This window comes from Serratia sp. AKBS12, assembly GCF_024793895.1.
Classification (GTDB): Bacteria; Pseudomonadota; Gammaproteobacteria; order Enterobacterales; family Enterobacteriaceae; genus Serratia_F.
Map to the genome: position 1 here is coordinate 237,246 of NZ_JANUSB010000009.1, position 23,501 is coordinate 260,746.

Genomic DNA, 23,501 nt, shown 5'->3' on the forward strand with positions numbered 1-23,501 from the left:
TTTTGCTGGTATCAACGGCGTCTGTGATACTATCGGCGCCATTAATTTTATGACCTGTTTGGAGTTATCGGATGAAAGTTACACTGCCTGATTTTCGCCGCGCCGGTGTACTGGTGGTTGGTGACGTCATGTTGGATCGCTATTGGTATGGGCCGACCAGCCGTATTTCACCGGAAGCCCCGGTACCGGTGGTCAAGGTGGATACCATCGAAGAGCGTCCTGGCGGTGCGGCTAACGTCGCGATGAACATTGCCTCGCTGGGCGCCAACTCGCGTCTGGTGGGCCTGACCGGCATTGACGATGCGGCGCGTGCGCTGAGCGCCAAGCTCAACGAGGTCAATGTGCGTTGTGACTTCGTGTCGGTGCCGACGCATCCGACCATCACCAAACTGCGCGTGCTGTCCCGCAATCAACAGCTTATTCGCCTTGATTTTGAAGAAGGTTTTTCCAACGTCGATCCACAGCCGATGCTGGAGCGCATTCAACTGGCGTTGCCGCAGATTGGCGCACTGGTGCTGTCCGATTACGCCAAGGGCGCGCTGAGCAAGGTGCAGGGCATGATCAAACTGGCGCGTGGCGCCGGGGTGCCGGTACTGATCGATCCCAAAGGCACCGATTTTGAACGCTACCGTGGTGCGACGCTGCTCACGCCAAACCTCTCGGAGTTCGAAGCGGTGGTGGGCCACTGCAAGGACGAAGCCGAGCTGGTGGAGCGCGGCATGAAGCTGGTGGCGGATTTTGAACTTTCCGCGCTGCTGGTGACGCGTTCGGAGCATGGCATGACGCTGCTGCAACCGGGCCGTCCGCCGCTGCATCTGCCAACGCAGGCGCAGGAAGTGTTCGACGTAACCGGTGCCGGCGACACGGTAATTGGCGTATTGGCTGCGGCACTGGCCGCCGGTAATACGCTGGAAGAGTCGTGTTTCCTGGCGAACGCCGCTGCCGGCGTGGTGGTTGGCAAGTTGGGCACTTCCACCGTTTCGCCGATCGAGCTGGAAAATGCCATCCGTGGTCGAGCCGAAACCGGTTTTGGCGTGATGAGCGAAGCACAGCTGAAAGAGGCGGTGGCGCAGGCGCGCCAGCGCGGAGAAAAAGTGGTCATGACCAACGGCATCTTCGACATTCTGCATGCTGGCCACGTCTCCTACCTGGCCAACGCCCGTAAATTGGGCGATCGCCTGATTGTTGCGGTCAACAGCGACGCTTCTACCAAGCGCCTGAAGGGTGAAACCCGCCCGGTGAACGCGTTGGAAAACCGCATGATCGTGCTGGGGGCGTTGGAAGCGGTCGACTGGGTGGTGCCGTTTGAAGAGGACACGCCACAGCGCCTGATCGCCGATATCCTACCGGATCTGCTGGTAAAAGGCGGCGATTACAAGCCGGAAGAGATTGCTGGCAGCGCTGAAGTGTGGGCCAACGGTGGCGACGTGAAAGTGCTGAACTTTGAAGATGGTCTGTCAACGACCAACATCATCAAGGCCATCAAGGACGGGCGCGGTTAATCACGCCGCTGCAACGAGAACATCTTGCGTGGGCGTGCTTGACGCCCCTGATTGCGGTGGTTGCCAGTGAGTGGATTAAAACAGGAGCTGGGGTTGGCGCAGGGAGTAGGCTTGTTGTCCACCTCGCTGCTTGGCACCGGGGTGTTTGCCGTGCCGGCGTTGGCGGCCCAACTGGCGCAGGGGGACAGCCTGTGGGCCTGGCCGCTGCTGATTGCGTTGGTGTTCCCGATTGCCATCGCCTTTGCCGCGTTAGGGCGTCACTTTCCCAGCGCCGGCGGTGCGGCGCATTTTGTCGGTATGGCGTTTGGCCCGCGTATGGCCAAGGTCACTGCCTGGCTGTTCCTGTCGGTGATCCCGGTGGGCTTGCCTGCCGCCTTGCAAATCGCCGCCGGTTTCTGGCAGGCGACGCTCGGCTGGAGTGCCAACGGCCTGCTGCTGGTGCAAATCGCCACGCTGATGGCCATCTGGTTGCTCGGCACCCGCAGCGCCGGCTCCAGCGCCAATGTTCAAACGCTGATCGCGATCCTGGTGGTGGCTCTGGTGGCCGCCATCTGGTGGAAGGGCGAGATCAGACCGGCGCATATTCCTTGGCCGGCGCTCGATGACATTTCTCCCCCCAGGCTGTTTGATGCCCTGGCGGTTATGTTCTGGTGTTTCGTCGGACTGGAGGCCTTCGCGCATCTGGCGACGGAGTTTCGCCAGCCGGAACGCGACTTCCCGCGTGCTTTGCTGCTGGGTCTGCTGGTAGCCGGCCTGGTGTACTGGGGCTGTACCGTCGCAGTACTGCACTTTCACGCCTATGGGGAGCATCAGGCGGCTGCGGCCTCGCTGCCCGCTATCGTGGTGCAGCTGTTTGGCCAGCATGCGCTGTGGATTGCCTGCGTGATCGGTTATCTGGCCTGTTTTGCCAGCGTGAATATCTATACCCAGAGTTTTGCCCGGCTGGTGTGGTCGCAGGCGCAGAGCAAACCCGGTAGCGCCTTGGCACAATTGTCTGCCGGTCAGGCGCCGGTCAATGCGCTCAGCGCGGTGGTGGGCAGTTGCCTATTGTTTACCTTGCTGATCTACGCGCTTGATTTGCCGCTGGATACGCTGCTGGTGTATGCCAATGGCATCTTCGTGCTGATTTATCTGCTGTGCATGCTGGCGGGCTGCCGTATTTTATTGGGGCGTTCGCGATGGATGGCGGCGATTGGCACGCTGCTGTGTTTGCTGTTGTTGGTGATTATCGGCTGGAAAAGCCTCTATGCGCTAGCGATGTTGGCGCTGATTTGGCTGGTATTGCCGCGCGCCAAGGCGTGAGAAATACGGGGCTGAACCGGCGTTCAGCCCAGGTTGGCCACAGATTTATTCTTCTTCCTGCTTCGGCGTGCCGGCCTGTTTGCTTTCCAGATCGGCCAGACGCTGCTCCAGCAGAGCCAGTTTCTCGCGCGTGCGCAGCAGCACCTGGGTCTGCACGTCAAATTCTTCGCGATTGACCAGGTCCAGGCGGGTCAGTTGCGCTTGCAGTACCTGACGGATTTTCTTTTCTACGTCTTCCCCGAATTCCCGGACACCCTTGGGCATGGATTCATGTACCTGGCGTGCGATCTGTTCAATTTTTTTCGGGTCAATCATGGCGTATCCCTTTCAGAATGTAATGGCTGTTGTCTAGTGTAATGCGTGTTGCCCGTTGGATAAACTAACTTTCACCTTGCCGGCTTGCATGATAAGTGCACGCTTTGCCAATTGCCTCGGATAATCATTAGCGTTATAGTCATAACGCTTATTCTCAGGGCGGGGTGAAAGTCCCCACCGGCGGTAAATCACCTTCTACGGTGAAAGCCCGCGAGCGCTCAGCCAGCCTTTAGGTTGGTTAGAGGTCAGCAGATCCGGTGTAATTCCGGGGCCGACGGTTATAGTCCGGATGGGAGAGAGTAACGGTAACTGCCGGGTTTGCGCCCGCTTGCGTTATTTTTGGCTATGTCTACGCCACTCCTCAAGATCGCCCTGGTTCTGGTAATCCATAAATTTAATGAGGTTTTTTACCATGAATCAGACGCTACTTTCAGACTTCGGCACGCCGGTAGAACGCGTTGAACGCGCGTTGGACGCATTGCGCAATGGGCGCGGCGTCATGGTGCTTGATGATGAAAATCGTGAAAACGAAGGTGACATGATCTTCGCCGCCGAAACCATGACCGTGGAACAAATGGCGCTGACCATTCGCCATGGCAGTGGCATCGTGTGCCTGTGTCTCACCGAAGAACGCCGTCAGCAGCTTGAGCTGCCAATGATGGTGACCAACAACTCCAGCCAGTTCCAGACCGCCTTCACCGTGACCATTGAAGCGGCGCAGGGCGTTACCACCGGCGTTTCCGCCGCGGACCGCCTGACCACCATCCGTGCGGCGATTGCCGACAACGCCAAACCGAGCGATCTGAACCGCCCGGGCCATGTGTTCCCGTTGCGCGCGCAGCCGGGTGGCGTGCTGAGTCGCCGTGGCCACACTGAAGCCACCATCGATATGGTGGCGCTGGCCGGTTTTAAACCCGCTGGCGTACTGTGTGAACTGACCAACGATGATGGCACCATGGCGCATGCGCCGGAAGTGATCGAGTTCGCCAAGCAGCATGACATGCCGGTGCTGACCATTGAAGACCTGGTGGCCTACCGCCAGATGCACGAAAAGCAGGCGAGCTGATAGTCTGCCAGGGCGTCGACTGCGGCGCCTGTGACCGATGATAGGCAGATAAAAAAAGGCTGAACCCGGTTCAGCCTTTTTGCATTTTTGCGGTTAGCCGATGCCGCCGCTTTGCAGCAGCGTCAGGCTAAAGCCCATCACTGCCATACCGCACAATACGCCGTAACTGGGGTTATTATGTGGGTCGATTTCTTTTGCCAGCGGCATCAATTCATCTACCGACAATGCCACCATGATGCCGGCCACCGCCGCCATGATTGAGGCCATTACCACCGGCGAAATCAGCGGGCCAAGCAGCACAAATGCCAGCACACCGCCGAGAATCTCCGCCAACCCCGATATTCCCGACCAGAACAACGCCTTGGTTTTTGATCCGGTAGCGGCGTATACCGGTCCGGCCACCGCCAGTCCTTCGGGAATGTTATGCATGGCGACGGCTAACGCGATGCCCATGCCCAGTTCCAGATCGGCGCTGGCGGTGACGAAGGTGGCGATGCCCTCCGGGAAGTTATGCAGGCTGATGCCGAGCGTCAGCAGGATAGCGGTGCGCTTCAGATTGAGTGGCTTGAGCGGCTTCTGGACCAGATCCTGCGGGTGCTGGTGCGGCAACATGCGATCGAGCGCAAAATACCCCAGCAGGCCGAACATGAACATACCGTAGCCCAGCATCGGCGACATGCCCGGCGTATGCAGCGCGGCAGGCAGCATTTCCATTAGCGAAATCAACAGCATAATCCCGGCAGCGAAGCCAAGGGCAAATGCCAGCAGCCGGTTGGAGGGCTTCTGGCCGATAATGCCGAACAGGGCGCCTAGGAAAGTTGCACCACCGGCCAGCAGAGTCAAAATCAGCGGTACCGACATCGTGGTCACCTATGCTAATGATTATTATTCATATTCTGATACTAACAGAGTAAGGGCATAAATCGAGTGGATTTGCCTGATTGTTCTTATTGATTTAACCATTCAAATTTCTTGAATATCTTCATCACGCTTCTCCGACTGTGTCGCATTGAAAAACGGCGTAAGGTAGTCCGCAGTAATGTTGAACCTTCAGCACAGGATAATTTATGACCACTTCTCGTATGTCTGCTCTGTTCCTTGGCCACGGTAGCCCGATGAACGTATTGGAAGAGAACCGCTATACCGCAGCGTGGCGCCATCTGGGCGAAACGCTGCCGCGGCCGAAGGCAATTCTGGCGATTTCTGCCCATTGGTATACCCGTGGTACTGCGGTAACGGCGATGGAATATCCCAAAACCATTCATGATTTTGGCGGTTTTCCGCAGGCGCTGTTTGATACGCAATACCCCGCGCCGGGTTCACCGGCGTTGGCGGCGCAGTTGCAACAGTTGCTGGCACCAACGGTGGTCATGGCCGATACCGGCGAATGGGGGCTCGACCATGGTAGTTGGGGAGTGTTGATCAAGATGTATCCGCAGGCAGACATCCCGGTGGTGCAATTGAGCATTGATGGGACAAAACCGGCGGAATATCACTTTGAGTTGGGTAGGAAACTGGCGGTGCTGCGTGAGCAGGGGGTGATGATCGTGGCCAGCGGCAACGTGGTACATAATTTAAGAATGGTGAAGTGGCAGGGCGACACCAGTCCGTACCCGTGGGCCGAGTCGTTCAATCGCTTTGTGCGTGACAATCTGGCTTACCAGGGCGAACACCATCCGCTGGTGAACTTTATGCAGCACGAGGGGGCGGCGCTGTCCAATCCGACGCCGGAACATTATCTGCCGTTGCTGTACGTACTGGGCAGTTGGAACGGCGAGGAGCAGATTGGCGTGCCGGTTGACGGCCTGGAAATGGGCGCGTTGAGTATGCTGTCGGTGCAGATAGGATAAATGCCCACGCCGGCCTTAAGCCGGTGTGGATCTATCGGCAAAACCGCAGGATTGGCGGATCACGAGTGAAGGTGGCAGGATGATGCGCTTTGGCGGTTCATCATTGCCCTGAATACGGCTATACAGCAATTCTCCGGCCTTGCGGCCTATTTCGCGCGAGGCCACCGATACGGTGGTCAAACCCGGCTGCACCAGCGACGCTTCGGTAATATCATCAAAACCAATCAGCGCAAAATCTTTGCCTATCTGTCGATTGAACTTGCGTAATGTCTGCATTACACCCAGGGCGACAATGTCCTGATAACATAACGCCGCCGTGATTTCCGGGTGGTTCATTAACAGTAGCTCCGCTGCCTTGGCTCCGGAACTTTGGCTGGCATCGCTGTCCACGATCCATTCCCCCTTCACCACAATACCCCATTCAAGCAGTTTGCTGGTGTAACCTCCCAGCCGCTGTGCTCGGGTGGTGGAGTTGATCGAGCCGCCGATGAACGCGATATTGCGATGGCCAAGATCCAGCAGATGCTGCGTCGCCAACTGGGTGCCCAGAAAGTTGTCGGTACCGACGAAGTCAAAGTGCGCATCGGCCACCGGCCTTACCACCATTATGGCCGGTATCTTACGGCGTTTTAGCGTTTCAAAAAACAGGGTAGGCGTTTGTCGGGCTGCGCATAGAACCATGCCGCTGGCGCTGTTTTGCAACAGCGAGTCGACAAACTTTTGCTGCCTGCCAGCTGACTCTTCGCTGTTTGCCAGAAAAAGCATCAACTGATGGCGTTCCATTTCCTGACTCAGCCCGGCGGTCATCTCCGCATAAAACGGGTTGGTTATGTCGTGTAACAACAGGCCGACCTGGTTGCTGCTGCGATTGCGCAAATTTGCAGCGGTCTGATTATAAACGTAGCCCAACCGATCGATGGCACTCAATACGCGTTTGCGTGTTTCATCCGATATACGGCCCCGGTTGCGTAATACCATCGAGACCGTTGCGGTGGAAACTTTTGCGTATGCGGCGACATCCGCCAAGGTAATGGTGCTCATTCCCCCTCCTGTCAGTATTGACCTTTGCTGTAAGGTTTATCGATTAACCTGTAATTGCAAATTTCTGTGAATAAAGAGTGATTACCATCACGATAAACGATCCATTTACGGGGTTTATCACGATTCTATGAGGTTAATCTCGTTAATCAGCCTATTGCTAATAAGGTTAATCGATTAATCTTTTGTTATGGATTCAGTTCACAGGCAGAAGAATATGACAGAGCGACAGTGCAAAGCAACACGCTATGACAAGTACCCGGAAGTGGCGGTGCAAGGGTTTGATAATGCTGCCTGGCAAGGTTGGCCGGCGGTGACAAAGGCTGTCGGTCGCAAGATCGCCGCCCTTGGGTTGCGCAAAACCTTGTTGGTGGTGGATTGCTATCATGGGGTAAGGCTGAGCGAGCTTATCGAGAATTTTATCGACCCTCTGAGGCCGGTCAGCAGTATTAACGCCGAATCGGCCAAATATGACGAGGCGCATATTCACGCGATGATTGCGCGCAATTTAACCGATGACCGTGTGTTTGGCGTGTTGTCATGCCATGAGATGGGCGAATTTTTTGATGTTGAACGCGTGCAGCGATTACGCGAGCAGATTGCGAACGTTGAAAGTGGACTTGTCGTAATTTATGGGCCTGGTGCGGCGCTGATCGCCGAAGGCGACGTGCTGGTCTATGCCGACATGGCGCGCTGGGAAATCCAGCAGCGGTTCCGGCGCGGTGAGTTGGGTAACTGGGGGGCGGCAAATGTGGACGAAGACGTGCTGCGCCGCTACAAACGGGCCTTCTTTGTGGAATGGCGGGTCTTCGATCGCCATAAAGCTCCGCTGTTACAGCGCGCGGATTTTGTGTTGGATACCAATCAGTTCGGCCAGCCGAAGGTCGTAACGGGCGAGGCGTTCCACGCGGGGTTACAGCAGACAACCCGTCGTCCCTTCCGCGTTGTCCCCTTTTTTGACCCCGGTATCTGGGGCGGCCAATGGATGAAACAACAGTTTGATCTCGACCCGACGGCAGCCAACTACGCATGGTGTTTTGACTGCGTGCCCGAGGAAAACAGCCTGCTAATGCGTTTTGGTGACGTTCGGGTCGAGATCCCCTCACAGGATTTGGTGCTGTTATATCCCCGGCCCTTGCTGGGGGAGCAGGTGCATGCTCGTTTCGGTGCTGAATTTCCGATCCGTTTTGACCTGTTGGATACCGTTGGTGGGCAAAATCTCAGTTTCCAAGTGCATCCGCTGACTGAATACATTCAACAGCATTTCGGTATGCACTATACCCAAGATGAAAGCTATTACATTCTGGCGGCGGAGCCAGGGGCCGAAGTGTATCTGGGAGTGAAAACCGCTACCGAACCACAGGCCATGATGGCCGATCTGGCTATGGCGCAAAGAGGCGAGAAACCCTTCGATGATGAACGTTTTGTAAACCGTTTCCCGGCGCGCAAACATGATCATTTCCTGATCCCGGCGGGAACGGTGCACTGCTCCGGTGCGGGATCGCTGGTATTGGAGATCAGCGCTACGCCATACATTTTCACGTTTAAATTATGGGACTGGGGCCGCCAGGGGTTGGATGGCCTTCCGCGCCCTGTGCATTTGCAGCATGGCGAGCAGGTTATCAATTGGCAATGTGACACCGACTGGGTGACGCAACATTTGGTCAACCGCATTGAACCGGTTGCCACAGGAAGCGGTTGGCAAGAAGAGCGCACGGGTCTGCACGAACGCGAGTTTATCGAAACGCGGCGACACTGGTTCAGCGAGCCGGTATTACACCACACCGCAGGGCGGGTGAACGTGCTGAATCTGGTGGAGGGTGAAGAGGCGGTGGTTGAAAGCCCCGAGGGGCATTTCGCTCCCTTTGTGGTGCACTACGCGGAAACCTTCATCGTACCGGCTGCGGTGGGGGCGTATCGCATCAGTCCTCATGGCGCTAGTTTGGGTAAAACCCTTGGCACGATCAAAGCCTGGGTAAGGGGATAGCAGCATGTTGAAAGTGATTGTGACATCTCATGGACCACTGGCCGAAGCGCTGATCGGCAGCGCGCGGATGGTGTATGGCGAACTGCCGGGAACCAGCCATGTCGTTTTACGTGAGGGGGCCGGTATTGACGCATTTAAGCAGGACTTTGCCGCCGAACTGCACCGCACAGGTGAGGGGGCTGACGGGGTGCTGGTACTGTGCGACATGCTGTGTGGCACTCCCTACAACGTGGCCTGCCGGCATGCCTTTGATCCAGTGACGCCGGTGCCGATGGCGGTGGTAACCGGAGTGAATTTTCCCATGTTGCTGATGAGTGCCGAATTGCTGGAGGAAAAGGATGTTCAACTGGCGGCACAGGCGCTGGTGTCACAGGGCAGCGAAGCGATTGTTTTTGCCCGGCCAACGCCAACGGCGCAAACGGATGATTTCTGAGGAGAGAATATGACTATTTCATTCGTACGGATCGACGATCGGGTCATTCATGGCCAACTGGTGACTCGCTGGGCAAAAGAGCTGCCCTGCGACGGCATTGTGGCGATTGATGACGAGGTTGCCGCGGATCCGTTGCTGTCATCCGTGATGAAAGGGGCAGTACAAGACACCAAGGTGTGGCTATTTACCGTGCAGCAGGCGATAGAAAAATTGCCGAAAGTGATCGCCAGCGACAAACAGTATTTTGTGATTGGCAAGTCGCCGGTCACGCTGCGCCGACTGATGGAGGCAGGGATCGATCTGAGCAATCGCAACAAGAAGATCAACGTCGGGCCGATGTCTGCCCGCAAGGACACGGTGACTATCGGCCCGAATCAATCGGTGAGCGTTAATGAGGTAAATGCCTTTGATTTCTTGACCGAACATGGGCATGCCATTGAATTCCGTTTAGTCCCGGACGCCAGCCACTTCAGCTGGCTGGATGCTAAAAAGAAACTCAAACAAGCCTGAAAGGCGGGAGTTGACTATGTGGTTTGAAGCGACGCTTATCGGGATACTTTGTTATCTCGGCGCGCTGAGCAGCCCCTGGCTGCTGGGGCTGACCGGGGGCTGGTACATTCTCAGCCGTCCGTTGGTTTCCGGCATGCTGGTGGGGGTTATTCTCGGCGATGTACAGACTGGCATTATCATCGGTGTGGCGGTACAGGCGGTATATATCGCCATGGTAACCCCGGGCGGATCGATGCCTGCCGACCTCAATTTTGTGGCGTTCCCGGCGATTGCATTGGGTATCCTCTCCGGTAAAGGGCCCGAGGTGGCCGTCGCCCTGGCGGCGACTATCGGCATCATGGGCACCGTGCTGTTCAACGCCATGATGGTGCTCAATTCCTACTGGAATCACCGTGCGGATCTGGCGCTGGAGCAGGGGGACGAGCGGAGTATTTACCTAAATAGCGCCATCTGGCCCCAGGTCACCAACTTCCTGCTGCGTTTTATCCCGACCTTTATCGCCGTTTTCTTCGGGGCGCGTTATATCAATGCCTTTATGGACAGTTTGCCAGCGCTGGTATTAACCACCATGAACGTGGTCGGCGGCATTCTACCTGCGGTCGGTATCGCCATTCTTCTCAAACAGATCATTAAAAGCTATAGCATGCTGATTTACTTCCTGGTGGGGTTCATCTGCATTGTTTTCCTCAAGCTGAATATGGTGGCACTGGTGATCGTCGGCGCGCTGCTGGCACTGATTCACTACAACTATAAGCCAGAGCCGCAGGTGACCGCCTTACAGGCAGCGCCCAAGGCTGACGATGAGGATGAATTCTGATGGATGCACCAACTCCAAAATTGAATAAGCAGGATCTGCGCCGTTGCTGGCGTAGCTGGATGATGTATAACCTGTCATCGATGAGCTTTGAAAGGTTGGAATCATACGGTTTTTGCCTGAGTATGATGCCGGCGCTGAAAAAGCTTTATCGGGATAAACCGCAGCGTATCGAGGCCATCCGTCGCCATACCTCGTTCTATAATACTGAGCCGCAACTGGGCGCGATTGTTAACGGTATGGTGATTGGGCTGGAGGAAAAACGTGCTAACGGCGAGCCGATCGACGGGGAAACCATCAATACGCTCAAGGTGGGCCTGATGGGGCCGGTGGCCGGCATCGGCGACTCCATGGTGCCGGGGATGCTGATCCCCATCCTGTTGAGCATTGGTATGGCGCTGGCTGCCGGCGGCAGCATGATTGGCCCATTGTTCTACATCATCGCGTTCAGCCTGATTGTTATTCCCGGGTCTTACTGGCTGTTTATGAAGGGCTACCACATGGGTTCTGGCTCGGTCGAGATGCTGGTGAGCAGCAAATCCTCTCGTCTGCGTGAAGCGCTTTCCCTGCTGGGGGTGTTCGTCATGGGTGGCGTTGCGGCGAGCTATGTAAAACTGGGGACCGGCCTGGAGTTCGTTACCAAAGACGGGGTGAATATACATTTACAGCAAATGCTGGATGGTATTTTCCCAAACCTGATGCCGCTGATAGTAGTGCTAATGACCTGGTATCTGATGGCTAAACGGGGGCTTTCGCCGGTAAAAGCGATGCTGGGGCTGTTGGTGTTGGCGGCGGTTGGGGTGGCCTGCGGTTTGTTCGCTTAACTTAACCCGGCACGGTAAGGCAAAACGGGCGCAGCGTTAGTTGCGCCCGGGGTGTTTATGGCTCAAAACGCCGCCATTTTTCCGCTACGCTGCCCGGTTTGGCAATGAACTGGAAGCGAGCCGGATCGGTTTCGAACTGTGAATACAAGGGCTTATTGCTCAAACCGAACTCATGATATTGACGAGGCCCGATGGCGTGCAGCCGGACGGATTGATAATGCGGGTTATGCTGCCAGACGATATTATTGCCTTGCAGCAGCGGGTACCACGCCAGTCCTTTGTATTGGCGTACTGTATCGTATTCAAATCCATATTCACGATCGCACCAGGCAGCGAAAGTGAGTGGCTGATAAGGATCGGCGGAAATCGTGGCGTGCGCCCAGCCCGGCGGTACCAGCACCTTTTCACCGGGGCCGGCATGGACGGCCAGGCAGCGCCCTGGCTCATAGGCCACCCGCTCTTGCATATAAACGATCGCTTTACCCTGCCAGATTTCGTACAGCTCCGGCGGTGACCAGCCGCTATGCGTGCTGATACGGTGCACATGCCCTTGGCTGCGTATTGGTTCCTGGCCCAATTGGCCTTTGGCATAGGTGACAATGCCGAACAGTAACATGCGCTTCTTCAATTCGGCCAAATGTTGCTGTTTGGCAACGTCCATGGCGATGGCATACACCTGTTCTGGTCCATCGCAGTCAGGATTGCGCAAGGAACGACGTATTTGTTCCAACGTACGAATCTCCGGCAACGGGCCTATTACGTCATCACCATAACCAAATCCCAACGGGTCATGCTTAATGCGGACATCAAGCCCAAATTGCAGCATTAAGTCACTCATACTGTGCCTCCGCTTTCCATCCCTCGCCATCGACCAACACTCGCAGTTTGAATCCTCGTGGTTGCAGTGCCTCGTAATTGTGGCCGGCGACCGTTGGCCACACTGCCAGCGTAGAGAGCACTTTGTGCCCGATGTTGATCAAGCGATGGGCGGTAAAGGAGGGGATATGGTGAACGCTACCGGGAGAAACCCGTTCCAGCGAACAGGTGCCGTCCTGATGTTGCAGCAACAGCAGGCCATGTCCTCGTAGGCCAAAATAGATCTCGGCCTGCTCGGGTCGTTGATGAAAATGACCACGCGTCATAAAGAATTCGTGGCCCACCCGACCAGGATGCAGATGGGTGGTTCCAACATACAGCTCGCCTTCCTGCTGCGGGGAAGGCAACATTTCTACGTGGTAAACGGTGAGCTCAGACGGCATGGCCTGCCAGGCAACGCTATTGGCAAAGATCCCCTTCAGGTTGCCCAGAGTGGTTGTTTTTCGTTGAATTTCAGGTGCGGTAAAGCATCCATCCATAAGATTGATGCGTGTTGGCATGATGGAAGTCAGTTTCATATCTGGTTACCTCGCCCGAGGAGAACAGATACGTTGAGTTTATGAGGTTAATCGATTAATCGCTAGAGATGAATGAAAAAAAAGCGCGTTATCAACGCGCTTTGGAGCAATTAAGTGAGCCGCTAACCCAAAATAATATGCGGGTAAAAGCGTGACAGATCCTGGGTGATCGGTTCACGATCCTCTCGCAGACCAATGCCACAGGGGCGATCGTCCACCAGCCAGCTGCCGATCAACGTGTAGTTGCCGTCGAACTGCGGCAGCGGATGGAATTGCTGCACGATCATGCCCTCTTCGCCGTAGGGCCCGTCGACATGCGCCACTTCCTGGCCGTTTTTCACAATCTTGATGTTGGCGCCTTCGCGGGAGAACAGCGGTTTGACGACGTAGTGATCGAGCGTTGGGTGTTGATCTTCGGCAAAATAGGCCGGTAGCAGGTTCGGGTGATCCGGGAACATTTTCCACAGCATAGGCAACAGCGCCTTGTTGGAGATAATGCTTTTCCAGGCCGGTTCCAGCCAGCGAACCCCGGCGTCTTCCAGCTTGGTGGAGAACATTTCACGCAGCATGAACTCCCAGGGATACAGTTTGAACAGGTTGCCGATGACCTGGTTTTGCAGATCGGTAAACTGGCCTTTTTCGCCGAGGCCAATTTCTTCCATATACAGGAATTCGGTGGCGATACCGGCCTCTTGCGCGCAGTCTTGCAAATATTGCACCGTACCGCGATCTTCTTCGCTGTCCTGGCAGCAGGCCATATGCAGCAGTTGGAATCCGTGCTGGGCTTTCAGTTCGCCGAAACGTTCAATCAGTTTCTCTTGCAGGCTGTTGTACTGATCCGCCTGCGCGTCCAGTTTACCGGCGTTGATCTGGTCTTCCAGCCAGATCCACTGGAAGAATGCCGCCTCATACAGCGAGGTTGGGGTGTCGGCGTTATTTTCCAGCAGTTTCGGTGGGTTAACGCCGTCATAGGCCAGATCGAGGCGTGAATAGAGCGACGGGGTATTGGTGCGCCATGAGCTGCGCACAAATTCCCAGGTGTGTTTTGGAATGCGGAATTTGGCCAGTAGCTCATCGCTGCCTACTACGGTTTCGACCACCTGCAGACACATCTGATGCAGTTCGGCGGTGGCGCTTTCGATCTCTTCGATTTGCGCTAGCGTGAACTGGTAATAAGCGTCTTCCCGCCAGTAGGGTTCGCCATACATGGTGTGGAAGTTGAAGCCGAATTCCGCCGCCTTTTCACGCCAGTCCGGGCGTTCTGCAATTGCAACGCGTTTCATGCCTTAACCACCCATGCTGCGTGAGCCGGATGTCGCACTGCTGCGCTGCATGCTGGTCTGCTTGGCAACCGACTCACCGAAACCGCCGCGGGTGATGGTATTGGTCACAGGCGGTTTCGGTGCCATGGCGGTTTTCGGCACTGTCATGGTGCGCCCGCCGGCGGTGGCTGGGCCGTAGTTCTTGCCGCTGGCGTCAACAAACTTGCCGTTCGCCGGGCTGGCCGGGTTCTTCGAGGTGAACAGCGGCTGCTGGGCAAAGCCGGAGCCGCCCATCATGCGGCCCATCATGTAGCCGGCCATCAGCGGCATCCAGAAACTGCCGCTGCTTTGCGATTCGGCCGCCATGCCGGCCTGTGCCGGTGCCTGGGTACATTGCGCTTCGCCGAATTCGGCCACGCAGTCTTCACGGGTGGCGTACTTCGGTGCGGTTTTTTCGGCTTCTTTCAACGCGTTGTTGTAAGCGGTGGTGCACTGCTCGCTCATCGACGGGTTGCTGCGCGAACAGTCGTCGGCATTCTGGTACAGCGAGACCGTTTCATCCGTCTTTTCGCAGCCGGCCAGCATAAACACTGCGCTGATCGCCAAAGCCACCGGGGCAACGCGGTAGCTGCGCCAGGATTTGCGGAACGTCTCTTGGTTGATGTTTTTTGTCCGTTTCATCGTTGTTAATCCCATCATGTGGGCTGTTTTCGCCCTTTCCCAGTAGTGGCGTAAGGATAGGGTAAAGATGCTCAAAATTAAAGCTGAATCCCAGGCCTGGCGCGACTCTTTACGCAGCTATACGTTTTGCTGTGCGCCAGTTCTCTTTACTGCTGAAAAAATGCGCTTCGCTGTTTCAAAATGAAACCCCAGCTGCCAATTGGTGTTCCATAATGAAACAAAAAACGGGCTGCTCGCCAAGCGTTGGTGGCGTCGTATAGTCACCGTTGACCACAACGTATCCCACTGTCCCCTACAGAGGAGTTAACCGTGAAAAAGCTTATTAATCAGGTTGAAACAGTGTTGGACGAGCAACTGCTCGGCCTGGGCGAAGCGCACCCCGACCTGCTGGTGCATCTGGATCCGCTGTTTGTCACCCGCGCCGATGGTCCGGTGGCGGGCAAGGTGGCGATCCTCTCCGGCGGCGGTAGCGGCCATGAACCGATGCACTGCGGTTTCGTTGGTGAAGGCATGCTCGACGGTGCCTGTCCGGGTGAGATTTTTACCTCGCCGACGCCGGACAAGATGTACGAATGCGGGTTGGCAATTGACGGCGGTGCCGGTGTGCTGCTGCTGATCAAGAATTACACCGGTGACGTACTGAACTTTGAAACCGCCACGGAACTGCTGCACGACAGCGGCATACCGGTGGCAACGGTACTGGTAGACGACGACGTGGCGGTGAAAGACAGCCTGTTTACTGCCGGGCGGCGCGGCGTTGCCAATACCGTACTGATGGAAAAACTGCTCGGCGCGGCGGCACAGCGCGGCGATACGCTTGATGACCTGGTGACGCTGGGTCATCGCTTGAACAATCAGGGGCATTCAATCGGTATTGCCCTGGGGGCCTGTACCGTGCCCGCAGCCGGCAAGCCGTCGTTTACGCTGGCGGAAAACCAGATGGAGTTCGGCGTGGGCATCCACGGCGAGCCGGGTATTGAACGGCGGCCATTCACCACGCTTAACCAGGCGGTGGATGACATGTTCCATACGTTGATTGAGCATGGTAATTATCAGCGAACCTTGCGCGTCTGGCAGCGGGAGCAAGGCGAATGGCGCGACGATGTACAGGTAAAACAGCCGCTGATGCGCGGCGATCGGGTGATTGCACTGGTGAATAACCTGGGGGCGACGCCGCTGTCGGAACTGTACGGTGTTTATCACCGTCTGGCGGAGCGCTGTGCGGAGGCGGGGATCATCATCGAACGCAACCTGATCGGCGCATATTGTACTTCGCTGGACATGCAGGGCGTTTCCATCACGCTGCTTAAAGTGGACGAGCCGCTGCTGTCGCTGTGGGATGCACCGGTGAAAACGCCTGCGCTACGTTGGGGTTGCTGAGGAGAACAAATGATGCTGACAAAACAACAGGTGGTCGACTGGCTAATGCGCTGCGGCGAGGTTTTTACCCGTGAGCGGGACTTTCTGACTCAATTGGACACCGACATCGGCGATGCCGATCACGGCCTCAACATGAACCGTGGCTTCAATAAAGTGGTGGAAAAACTGCCGTCGGTGGCGGACAAGGACATTGGTTTCATTCTAAAGAACACTGGCATGACGCTGCTGTCCAGCGTTGGTGGTGCAAGCGGTCCGCTGTTCGGCACGTTTTTCATTCGCGCCGCGCAGGCGGCCAATGCCAAGCAGAGCCTGGATCTGGCCGAATTGCAGCAAATGATGCAGGAGGGGGTAGAGGGCGTGGTGATGCGCGGTAAGGCGGAGCCGGGCGATAAAACCATGTGCGACGCGTGGTGGCCGGTGGTCGAGAGCCTGCGGCAATCGGCGCAACGGCAACTGAGCGTGGCGCAAGCTTTGCAACGGGCGGCAGAGTGCGCGCAGCAGGCTGTGGAAGCAACGATTGCCATGCAGGCGCGCAAGGGGCGAGCCAGCTACCTTGGCGAGCGCAGCATCGGTCACCAGGATCCGGGCGCCACGTCGGTAATGCTGATGATGAAAACGCTGGCGGAAATCGCCGCCTAGGCAGGAGGCAGAATGATCAATATCGTAGTGGTTTCTCATAGCACGTTACTGGCGCAGGGCGTTCAGGCGCTGGCACAGCAGATGATGCGCGGCGATGGTTGCAAACTGGCGCTGGCGGCGGGCGTTGATGATGAACAGCATCCCATCGGCACCGACGCGATAAAAGTGATGGCGGCGATTGAAGCGGTGGCAGATGGCGATGCCATTGTGGTGCTGATGGATTTGGGCAGTGCGCTACTGAGCGCGGAAACCGCGCTGGAGCTACTGGAGCCGGCGCTGGCGGCCAAAGTATCGCTGTGCGCTGCGCCGCTGGTGGAAGGCACGCTGGCGGCGATCGTTGCGGCCAATTCGGGGGCAGGACTGGAGCAGGTACTGGCCGAGGCGCGTGGCGCATTGCAGGCCAAGCAGGCGCAGTTGGGCGAAGCCGCACCGGCCAGTACACCGGTGCGTCTGCCGCTGAACCAGGGCAAAAGCGTCAGCTGGACGGTACAAAATGCCCATGGCCTGCATGCGCGACCGGCAGCACGACTGGCGGAAACGCTGGCTCCTTTCGATGCCGAGCTGGTGCTGGAAAAAGCCGGCCAATGTGCCAATCCGCGCAGCTTGAACCAGTTGGCGCTGCTGCAGGTTCGCCAGGGCGATACCGTGCGGCTGATTGCCAGCGGTACGCAGGCCGATGAGGCCCTGAGGGCTTTCCAGGTTCTGGCAGAACAGCACTTTGGCGAAACGGTTTCCGCTCACCAGCAACCTTCGCTGCACGGCATTCCGGTGGAAGAGAGCGTCAGTAGCGGCCCGGTGTTGCAGGTTTACAGTTTTTGGCCGACGCTGACGGAGCGCAAGATCGGCGCTGACGACATTCTCAACGAGCAACAGCGGCTGCGTGAAGCTTTGCAGCATACGCTGAGCGATCTGAACCGGTTGGCAGAACGTACCGCGACCCTGATCGGCAAACCGCAGGCGGGAATTTTCGGCGCGCACAGCATGTTGCTGGACGATCCGGATCTGCAACAGGCGGCCTATACGCGCATCGCCCAGCAGTTTTGCAGCGCCGAGCAGGCATGGCAGCAAGAACTGGAGGCCATCGCCGCCGATTACCGTACGTTGGACGACGAGTATCTGCGCGCGCGCGAACTGGACGTACGCGATATGCTGCGCCGCACCCTGAGCCATTTGCAGCGGCAGACTATTCCACCGATCGTATTGAGCTCACCGGCGATCCTGGTGATGGATGAACTGATGCCGTCGGAGGTGGTGATGCTGGACCGCCGCATGGTGTTGGGTATTTGCCTCAGTGGTGGCCACGCGCTGTCACACAGCGCAATTCTGGCCAAGGCGATGGGCATTCCGATGGTGGTTGGCATGAGCGATTGCCTGAGCAAAACCCGTAGCGGTCAGAAAGCCATGCTGGATGCAGCGCGCGGCGTGCTGCAACTCAGCCATTAGGCGCGCAGCTTGAACTGGCGGATATCGATTTGATAATGCTTTATTTTCCGCCACAGCGTGGTGCGGCCAATCGCCAGCAATTGTGCCATTTCGTTTAACTGCCCGCGGCTGACGCTGGCCGCGTGCAGGATCGCCTGGCGTTCGGTTTCCGCCAGCGTGGGCGCGATGATGGCGGGCTCGTGGTCAGAGATGGGGTGCTGGCCCAGTAGATGGGCAGGCAAATCCGCCAGTTGAATGTGGTGGTTATGGCAGATCATTGCCGCGCGCTCCACCACGCCTTTCAGTTGCAGATCGTTGCCGGGCCACGGGTACAACCCAAGCTGGGTCAAGACGTCGTTGTCCACCCGGAAACGGCATTGAAAGTGCAGCTCCAGCGCGCGTAAATGGTGTTGTACCAACAGCGGGATGTCGTTCAATCGCTGGCGTAGCGGCGGGATAACAATTTCAAACGCCTGCAGGCTGTAAAACAGCTGGCGGCGGAAACGGTTTTGCTGCACCAGCAACGCCAGATTGGCGGCGCTGGTGGCGATGATGCGCACATCGACCGGGATCACCCGGTTGGAGTTGAGACGCATGACAATGCCGGTTTTCAGCACCTGCAACAGCGCTGACTGCATATCCGGCGGTAAATACTCAATCTGTTCCAGATATAGCGTACCGCCGTTGGCCAGCTCGAATTTGCTCAATTGGCCGGCCTGCTCTTCATTGGCATCGCTGCCCAGCAAATCGCGCAGCCCCTGCGCTTCGGGCATCATTTGACAGTTGAGGGCAATATACGGCCCGGCGGCGCGATCGCTGGCATTGTGAATTGCCTGGCCCAGCAGTTCTTTGCCCACCCCCTCTTCACCGCACAGCAAAATCGGCTGATTGCCCTTGGCGGCCTGTCGGCCATAGCGGATCAGGCGGCGCATCTCCAGCGAGCCGGCCGGCATTTGCTCAAAGGTATGGCTGACGCGGCCAAGCTGGCTGCTGACATAGCGGCGCAGGGGTTCCAGCGGGTGCAGCAGGGCGATAAAGCCGCAGTGGTTACCGTCGGGGATCGGCTTCAAGGTCAGCAGCGCGGCGATAAACTGTTGCTGGCTTTCGAAGGTGACCTCCATGTGCTGCAATGGCTGCCGCTGCTCAATGGCGCGTTTGAGCAACGTCGGCAGCGTAAGCAACTGAGCCAGCGGTTTCCCCAGGCTGTGCTGACCGTCGAGTTTCAGCATTGCTGCTGCGCGCTGGTTGAGATATTGCAGAGATCCACGGTGATCCCAGGCCATGACGCCATCGTCAACGCCGTCGAGCAAGCCATAAAGCTGATTCAGGTGGCGGTTGGATTCAGCCAGCAATCCGTCGGCATTTAACGAATTACCGATCTCGCGCGCCAGGGCCAGCGTCAGTGACAGGTCGCCGGCGGCCGCGGCAATAAGTTGACAGCCGAGCGCAATGGCGCCGCGTTGACGGCCGCTGTTGTCATACACCGGCGTGGCGCAGAATGACCAGTCATGCAGCGCCCTACGTACATGCTGGTTGCCGCTGACCTGAATCGGATGCCCTTCGCACGCCGCCAGCGACGGCGCGTTGGTGCCGATATCGCCTTCGGTCCAGTAAGCGCCGGGCAGCAAGCCCAACTGCGCCAGCTGTTCGCGGGTGGTGATATCGCCGCACTGCCACAGCATACAACCGCTTTCATCGAGGATCATCAACACGCAACGGCGCTGTTCCATGTATTCGTAAGCGTCCTCCAGCGCCGCCTGTCCCAGCGTCAGCAAATCGTTTTTGCGCTGGCAGACGGAGCTGAAGGTGGTACCCAGCGCGCGCTGTGGCACCTTCCACGCCGACGGGTGCATCAGCGTGCGGCAACGTAGCCAGGAGCCATAAATGGCCGCTGACGGACGTTGTGACGGCGGCAGCGTTCCGTCGGCCATCAGGCGCTGCCAGAGTGGGAGATTCTCCATCGCGTAGTGTCCACGGGTTCACGGGGAAAGAGCAATAATAACACCGGGGGGCGAGGGGCTGGCTGTGAGCCGGCGAGCATTCGGCATAAAAAAGGGGCGTGGCTGACGCCACACCCCGATATCGTGCCAGGCCAGGCTATCAGTTTTGGAACGGATTGCGCGGCTGGCTTGTGCTGGTCGCCGGTGCGCTGGTACGTGGCGCCGGTGCCGAGGTTACGCGACGGCTAGCGGGTACTGGCGCGGCCGTCTGCTGCATTGGCGCGTTGTCCTGATAGCCGTCGGCATAGGCGTCTTGCGCGCTGTTTTGCGGTGCGACGGCGTCTGGCGCGGTTGATACCGGTTTACCCAGCGCACCGTTAAGCATCATCAGATCGTTTTCGTTCAGCGTACCGAGCGCTGATTTGATGTTCAACTGGTTGATCAGATAGGTATAACGTGCATTGGACAGGTTGCGCTTGGCGTCATAAAGCTGGGTGGTCGCGTCTAACACGTCAACGATGGTGCGGGTGCCCACCTGATAACCGGCTTCCATGGCATCCAGGGAGCTTTGCGCGGAGATCACCGCCTGTTTGTACGCGTTGATGCTGCTGATCGAGGCATTGACGTTGTTGAACGACGAACGCACGGTCTGCACCACCGTCCGGTGCGAGCTTTCCAACTGTTCGCTGGCACCGACGAAGCTGTACTGCGCCTGCTTGACCTGAGAGTTGGTCTGGCCGCCGCTGTAAATAGGCAGATTGAAACTTACGCCGATCTTGTTCTGGCCGATGTCCGAATCCGGGCTGGTGTTACGCGCACCATTGTTTTTGGTGTTGGTAATGCCGGTCGAAGCGCTCATGGCGATGGTCGGCATATAGCCGGTCTGCGCATATTTGATCTGCTCGCGGGCCAGATCCTGGCTCAGGCGAGCGGACAGCAGGCTCAGGTTGCGCGCTTCGGCTTCCTTCAGCAGATTGTTGACCGCATCCGGGCGCTTGGTGGCGAAGCTGTCGGTGTTCAGCGAGGCCAGCTCCGGATAGAAGGCGCCGGTGACCTGACGCAGGGATTCCAGTGCGTTATCCAGCGCATTGCGGGCGCTGACTTCTGCCGCCAGTACGGTATCGTAATTGGAACGGGCGTTCTGCACGTCGGTAATGGCGACCAGGCCGACGTTAAAACGCTGGGTAGTCTGATCGAGCGTACGGTACACCGCATCTTTCTGCGCCTGGGTGTAGCTCAGGGTGTCAATCGCCTTCAGCACGTTGAAGTAGGCGGTGGCGGTGTTGAGGATCAGCTGCTGTTCGGCGGTCTGGAAGGTGACGTCGGAAATACCGGCGGTTTTTTCCTGCAGCGTCAGAGCACGCCATTTGGACATGTCAAAAATGGTCTGAGTCAGCGCCAGCGAGCCGCTAGTGGTATCGGAATTGGTGTCTTTGATATCACGATAACCGCTGCCGTAAGTATACCCGGCGGTCAAACCCAACTGCGGCAGCAACGGGCTGCGTGATTCGTTGATTTTTTCGAATGCGGCATCACGGTCAGCGGCAGACTTGCGCAGATCCGGGTTACTTTCCCTCGCCTGTTTGTAAACCTGCAGCAGGTTCTCTGCCTGGCTCATTGCACTGAAGCCGCCCAGGCTCAGTCCGATAAGAAGGGGGAGCAGTTTCTTCATTTGCATTCCTTGTTGTGCAGCAATATTGGTATGTTAGCGCTGACGATAGTCGAAATAGTTGCCGATTCTAACAGAGTCTTCGGTTCGCATAAGGTGGCTGAATGTGCCATCCGCGGGAACTTTTATCTTCGAATGCCCTGTGAGCACTGGCTGAAATGCCTGCGCACTTCGCACCTGATATCATGGTCAACAATCTACCACAAAGCGGTGAAAGAAAGTCTCGTCGTTTCTGTCATCAAAACTGTTTATTTTATCGGCATACTCACGCAGGAGAAGAGTGCTTATGAGCCGTCCGCAGCCTACGCCCGTTACTTTCGATAAAAATGATGTAGAAATTATTGCACGTGACACGCTTTATCGTGGTTTTTTTTCACTCAGTTTATACCGCTTTCGTCATCGTTTGTTCAACGGCGCGATGAGCGGCGAGGTCAGACGCGAGATTTTTGAACGCGGGCACGCTGCGGTACTGCTGCCCTACGACCCGCAGCGCGACCAGGTGGTGCTGGTGGAACAACTGCGCATTGCCGCGGTCGATACTTCCGAAACCCCCTGGTTGTTGGAAATGGTGGCGGGGATGATCGAAGTCGGTGAAAGCGTTGAGGATGTCTGTCGCCGAGAAGCACTGGAAGAGGCGGGGATTGTGGTTGGGCGCTGTAAGCCGGTGTTGAGTTACCTCGCAAGCCCGGGTGGTACCAGCGAACGCCTGTCGATTATGGTGGGCGAAGTGGACGCCACCACCGCAGAAGGCATTCATGGACTGGCTGAAGAGAATGAAGATATCCGTGTCCATGTGGTGAGCCGTGAACAGGCTTACCGTTGGGTTGAAGAGGGCGCGATTGATAATGCGGCATCGGTGATTGCATTGCAGTGGCTGGCGTTGCACCATGAATCGCTCAGAGCAGAGTGGACCAAGTAAATGACAAAGCGCTACACCCCTGATTTCCCGGAAATGATGAGATTGTGCGAAACCAACTTCGCGCAATTGCGCCGCTTGCTGCCGCGCAATGACGAAGTGGGCGAAACGGTGACTTATCAGGTGAGCGGCGCGCATTATCGTCTGACGATTGTGGAATCCACGCGTTACACCACGCTGGTGGAAATCGAACAAACTTTCCCGGCGGTCAGCTATTGGAGCCTGCCGGCGATGACGGTGCGGCTGTATCACGACGCGATGGTTGCGGAAGTGTGTGCCAGTCAGCAGATCTTTCGCTTTAAAGCGCGTTATGATTATCCTAATAAAAAGTTGCATCAGCGCGACGAAAAGCATCAAATTAACCAGTTTCTTGCTGATTGGCTGCGCTACTGTTTAGCGCATGGGGCGATGTCGGTTCCGGTTTGCTAGACACCTCCAATGCGTTAAGCGGCCTCTTTGTTGGCTGCCTTTGCTCACTCTGGTCGCCTGAAGATCGGCTACCAGGGATGATGAGCGTCGGCTCACCCGGTGGGCCAACGCAAGCGTTGTTCAAATCG

The 23,501-nt window shown here is 57.0% G+C and carries 23 protein-coding genes and 1 riboswitch; of the genes, 14 read left to right on the plus strand and 9 right to left on the minus strand.

Annotation, left to right across the window (positions count from 1 at the left end; all coding sequences use genetic code 11):
• Window positions 1-71 precede the first annotated feature (71 nt).
• Both hldE and yjeH read left to right on the plus strand, forming a co-directional pair.
• Window positions 72-1,502, plus strand: a complete 1,431-nt coding sequence (gene hldE / locus NYE85_RS07465) for a bifunctional D-glycero-beta-D-manno-heptose-7-phosphate kinase/D-glycero-beta-D-manno-heptose 1-phosphate adenylyltransferase HldE (protein WP_259004067.1) — start codon at window positions 72-74, stop codon at window positions 1,500-1,502.
• Window positions 1,503-1,568: 66 nt separating this feature from the next.
• Window positions 1,569-2,804 (plus strand): L-methionine/branched-chain amino acid transporter, encoded by a 1,236-nt coding sequence (gene yjeH / locus NYE85_RS07470; protein WP_259004068.1) that lies wholly within the window; start codon window positions 1,569-1,571, stop codon window positions 2,802-2,804.
• A 45-nt stretch (window positions 2,805-2,849) separates the two neighbouring features.
• Here yjeH and ubiK read toward each other — a convergent pair whose 3' ends face one another.
• Window positions 2,850-3,119, minus strand: a complete 270-nt coding sequence (gene ubiK / locus NYE85_RS07475) for a ubiquinone biosynthesis accessory factor UbiK (RefSeq protein WP_259004069.1) — start codon at window positions 3,117-3,119, stop codon at window positions 2,850-2,852.
• A 146-nt stretch (window positions 3,120-3,265) separates the two neighbouring features.
• Window positions 3,266-3,424, plus strand: a riboswitch (FMN riboswitch).
• Between the two features lie 107 nt (window positions 3,425-3,531).
• Here ubiK and ribB point away from each other — a divergent pair.
• The gene (gene ribB / locus NYE85_RS07480) at window positions 3,532-4,185 is read left to right on the plus strand and encodes a 3,4-dihydroxy-2-butanone-4-phosphate synthase (RefSeq protein WP_259004070.1); all 654 of its coding nucleotides are present in this window, start codon (window positions 3,532-3,534) and stop codon (window positions 4,183-4,185) included.
• Window positions 4,186-4,278: 93 nt separating this feature from the next.
• Here the strand turns inward: ribB and zupT are convergent, their stop codons facing one another.
• Complete coding sequence (gene zupT, locus NYE85_RS07485; RefSeq protein ID WP_259004071.1) at window positions 4,279-5,046, minus strand: zinc transporter ZupT; 768 nt, start codon at window positions 5,044-5,046, stop codon at window positions 4,279-4,281.
• A gap of 206 nt (window positions 5,047-5,252) precedes the next feature.
• Here zupT and ygiD point away from each other — a divergent pair, with 206 nt between their 5' ends.
• Window positions 5,253-6,035, plus strand: coding sequence for a 4,5-DOPA dioxygenase extradiol (gene ygiD / locus NYE85_RS07490; RefSeq protein ID WP_259004072.1), 783 nt, complete (start codon window positions 5,253-5,255; stop codon window positions 6,033-6,035).
• A 15-nt stretch (window positions 6,036-6,050) separates the two neighbouring features.
• Here ygiD and NYE85_RS07495 read toward each other — a convergent pair whose 3' ends face one another.
• Window positions 6,051-7,076: a LacI family DNA-binding transcriptional regulator gene (locus NYE85_RS07495; protein ID WP_259004073.1), complete on the minus strand. Its 1,026-nt coding sequence runs from the start codon at window positions 7,074-7,076 to the stop codon at window positions 6,051-6,053.
• 214 nt (window positions 7,077-7,290) lie between these two features.
• Here NYE85_RS07495 and NYE85_RS07500 point away from each other — a divergent pair, with 214 nt between their 5' ends.
• From NYE85_RS07500 to NYE85_RS07520, 5 genes are read left to right on the plus strand one after another with little or no spacing between them, the layout of a single operon-like run.
• Window positions 7,291-9,060, plus strand: coding sequence for a class I mannose-6-phosphate isomerase (locus NYE85_RS07500; RefSeq protein WP_259004074.1), 1,770 nt, complete (start codon window positions 7,291-7,293; stop codon window positions 9,058-9,060).
• Window positions 9,061-9,064: 4 nt separating this feature from the next.
• On the plus strand, window positions 9,065-9,493 hold the full coding sequence (locus tag NYE85_RS07505; RefSeq protein WP_259004075.1) for a PTS sugar transporter subunit IIA: 429 nt from the start codon (window positions 9,065-9,067) through the stop codon (window positions 9,491-9,493).
• Window positions 9,494-9,502: 9 nt separating this feature from the next.
• Window positions 9,503-10,003: a PTS sugar transporter subunit IIB gene (locus tag NYE85_RS07510; RefSeq protein ID WP_259004076.1), complete on the plus strand. Its 501-nt coding sequence runs from the start codon at window positions 9,503-9,505 to the stop codon at window positions 10,001-10,003.
• A 16-nt stretch (window positions 10,004-10,019) separates the two neighbouring features.
• Window positions 10,020-10,820: a PTS sugar transporter subunit IIC gene (locus NYE85_RS07515; RefSeq protein WP_259004077.1), complete on the plus strand. Its 801-nt coding sequence runs from the start codon at window positions 10,020-10,022 to the stop codon at window positions 10,818-10,820.
• Window positions 10,820-11,641: a PTS system mannose/fructose/sorbose family transporter subunit IID gene (locus NYE85_RS07520; protein ID WP_259004078.1), complete on the plus strand. Its 822-nt coding sequence runs from the start codon at window positions 10,820-10,822 to the stop codon at window positions 11,639-11,641. Before NYE85_RS07515 ends, NYE85_RS07520 begins: the two co-directional genes overlap by 1 nt.
• 55 nt (window positions 11,642-11,696) lie before the next feature.
• Here NYE85_RS07520 and NYE85_RS07525 read toward each other — a convergent pair whose 3' ends face one another.
• The 4 genes from NYE85_RS07525 to NYE85_RS07540 all read right to left on the minus strand — a co-directional run bounded on the left by NYE85_RS07525 (window position 11,697) and on the right by NYE85_RS07540 (window position 14,978).
• On the minus strand, window positions 11,697-12,479 hold the full coding sequence (locus tag NYE85_RS07525; protein ID WP_259004079.1) for a glucose-6-phosphate isomerase family protein: 783 nt from the start codon (window positions 12,477-12,479) through the stop codon (window positions 11,697-11,699).
• Window positions 12,472-13,035 carry a glucose-6-phosphate isomerase family protein gene (locus tag NYE85_RS07530; protein ID WP_259004080.1) on the minus strand — a complete coding sequence of 188 codons (564 nt, stop codon included), beginning with the start codon at window positions 13,033-13,035 and terminating at the stop codon, window positions 12,472-12,474. The genes NYE85_RS07525 and NYE85_RS07530 overlap by 8 nt, the downstream gene beginning before the upstream one ends.
• A 122-nt stretch (window positions 13,036-13,157) precedes the next feature.
• Window positions 13,158-14,318 (minus strand): glutathionylspermidine synthase family protein, encoded by a 1,161-nt coding sequence (locus NYE85_RS07535; protein ID WP_259004081.1) that lies wholly within the window; start codon window positions 14,316-14,318, stop codon window positions 13,158-13,160.
• 3 nt (window positions 14,319-14,321) lie between these two features.
• A complete protein-coding gene (locus tag NYE85_RS07540; RefSeq protein WP_259004084.1) occupies window positions 14,322-14,978 on the minus strand; it encodes a DUF1190 family protein in 657 nt (218 codons plus the stop codon).
• A 309-nt stretch (window positions 14,979-15,287) separates the two neighbouring features.
• Between NYE85_RS07540 and dhaK the strand changes: the two genes are divergently transcribed.
• Genes dhaK through dhaM form a run of 3 tightly spaced genes read left to right on the plus strand, consistent with a single transcriptional unit; the run spans window position 15,288 to window position 18,440 of the window.
• Window positions 15,288-16,358 (plus strand): dihydroxyacetone kinase subunit DhaK, encoded by a 1,071-nt coding sequence (gene dhaK, locus NYE85_RS07545; RefSeq protein WP_259004086.1) that lies wholly within the window; start codon window positions 15,288-15,290, stop codon window positions 16,356-16,358.
• Between the two features lie 9 nt (window positions 16,359-16,367).
• A complete protein-coding gene (gene dhaL, locus NYE85_RS07550) occupies window positions 16,368-16,997 on the plus strand; it encodes a dihydroxyacetone kinase subunit DhaL (RefSeq protein ID WP_259004088.1) in 630 nt (209 codons plus the stop codon).
• A gap of 12 nt (window positions 16,998-17,009) precedes the next feature.
• Complete coding sequence (gene dhaM / locus NYE85_RS07555) at window positions 17,010-18,440, plus strand: dihydroxyacetone kinase phosphoryl donor subunit DhaM (protein ID WP_259004090.1); 1,431 nt, start codon at window positions 17,010-17,012, stop codon at window positions 18,438-18,440.
• Here the strand turns inward: dhaM and dhaR are convergent.
• Window positions 18,437-20,380 (minus strand): dihydroxyacetone kinase operon transcriptional regulator DhaR, encoded by a 1,944-nt coding sequence (gene dhaR / locus NYE85_RS07560; RefSeq protein ID WP_259004092.1) that lies wholly within the window; start codon window positions 20,378-20,380, stop codon window positions 18,437-18,439. The genes dhaM and dhaR overlap by 4 nt on opposite strands.
• A 139-nt stretch (window positions 20,381-20,519) precedes the next feature.
• Window positions 20,520-22,031 (minus strand): outer membrane channel protein TolC, encoded by a 1,512-nt coding sequence (gene tolC, locus NYE85_RS07565; protein WP_259004094.1) that lies wholly within the window; start codon window positions 22,029-22,031, stop codon window positions 20,520-20,522.
• Between the two features lie 283 nt (window positions 22,032-22,314).
• On the opposite strand from tolC, the gene nudF reads away from it, so the two are divergent.
• Together nudF and NYE85_RS07575 are read left to right on the plus strand one after the other, a co-directional pair.
• The gene (gene nudF, locus NYE85_RS07570; RefSeq protein ID WP_259004096.1) at window positions 22,315-22,947 is read left to right on the plus strand and encodes an ADP-ribose diphosphatase; all 633 of its coding nucleotides are present in this window, start codon (window positions 22,315-22,317) and stop codon (window positions 22,945-22,947) included.
• Complete coding sequence (locus tag NYE85_RS07575) at window positions 22,948-23,373, plus strand: DUF1249 family protein (protein WP_259004098.1); 426 nt, start codon at window positions 22,948-22,950, stop codon at window positions 23,371-23,373.
• Window positions 23,374-23,501: the final 128 nt, after the last annotated feature.

Bases quoted from the DNA above. Each gene is read 5' to 3' on its own strand.
- hldE (WP_259004067.1), top strand. From the start codon at position 72: ATGAAAGTTACACTGCCTGATTTTCGCCGCGCCGGTGTACTGGTGGTT.
- ubiK (WP_259004069.1), bottom strand. From the start codon at position 3,119: ATGATTGACCCGAAAAAAATTGAACAGATCGCACGCCAGGTACATGAA.
- ribB (WP_259004070.1), top strand. From the start codon at position 3,532: ATGAATCAGACGCTACTTTCAGACTTCGGCACGCCGGTAGAACGCGTT.
- zupT (WP_259004071.1), bottom strand. From the start codon at position 5,046: ATGTCGGTACCGCTGATTTTGACTCTGCTGGCCGGTGGTGCAACTTTC.
- ygiD (WP_259004072.1), top strand. From the start codon at position 5,253: ATGACCACTTCTCGTATGTCTGCTCTGTTCCTTGGCCACGGTAGCCCG.
- NYE85_RS07495 (WP_259004073.1), bottom strand. From the start codon at position 7,076: ATGAGCACCATTACCTTGGCGGATGTCGCCGCATACGCAAAAGTTTCC.
- NYE85_RS07500 (WP_259004074.1), top strand. From the start codon at position 7,291: ATGACAGAGCGACAGTGCAAAGCAACACGCTATGACAAGTACCCGGAA.
- NYE85_RS07505 (WP_259004075.1), top strand. From the start codon at position 9,065: ATGTTGAAAGTGATTGTGACATCTCATGGACCACTGGCCGAAGCGCTG.
- NYE85_RS07510 (WP_259004076.1), top strand. From the start codon at position 9,503: ATGACTATTTCATTCGTACGGATCGACGATCGGGTCATTCATGGCCAA.
- NYE85_RS07515 (WP_259004077.1), top strand. From the start codon at position 10,020: ATGTGGTTTGAAGCGACGCTTATCGGGATACTTTGTTATCTCGGCGCG.
- NYE85_RS07520 (WP_259004078.1), top strand. From the start codon at position 10,820: ATGGATGCACCAACTCCAAAATTGAATAAGCAGGATCTGCGCCGTTGC.
- NYE85_RS07525 (WP_259004079.1), bottom strand. From the start codon at position 12,479: ATGAGTGACTTAATGCTGCAATTTGGGCTTGATGTCCGCATTAAGCAT.
- NYE85_RS07530 (WP_259004080.1), bottom strand. From the start codon at position 13,035: ATGAAACTGACTTCCATCATGCCAACACGCATCAATCTTATGGATGGA.
- NYE85_RS07535 (WP_259004081.1), bottom strand. From the start codon at position 14,318: ATGAAACGCGTTGCAATTGCAGAACGCCCGGACTGGCGTGAAAAGGCG.
- NYE85_RS07540 (WP_259004084.1), bottom strand. From the start codon at position 14,978: ATGAAACGGACAAAAAACATCAACCAAGAGACGTTCCGCAAATCCTGG.
- dhaL (WP_259004088.1), top strand. From the start codon at position 16,368: ATGATGCTGACAAAACAACAGGTGGTCGACTGGCTAATGCGCTGCGGC.
- dhaM (WP_259004090.1), top strand. From the start codon at position 17,010: ATGATCAATATCGTAGTGGTTTCTCATAGCACGTTACTGGCGCAGGGC.
- dhaR (WP_259004092.1), bottom strand. From the start codon at position 20,380: ATGGAGAATCTCCCACTCTGGCAGCGCCTGATGGCCGACGGAACGCTG.
- tolC (WP_259004094.1), bottom strand. From the start codon at position 22,031: ATGAAGAAACTGCTCCCCCTTCTTATCGGACTGAGCCTGGGCGGCTTC.
- nudF (WP_259004096.1), top strand. From the start codon at position 22,315: ATGAGCCGTCCGCAGCCTACGCCCGTTACTTTCGATAAAAATGATGTA.
- NYE85_RS07575 (WP_259004098.1), top strand. From the start codon at position 22,948: ATGACAAAGCGCTACACCCCTGATTTCCCGGAAATGATGAGATTGTGC.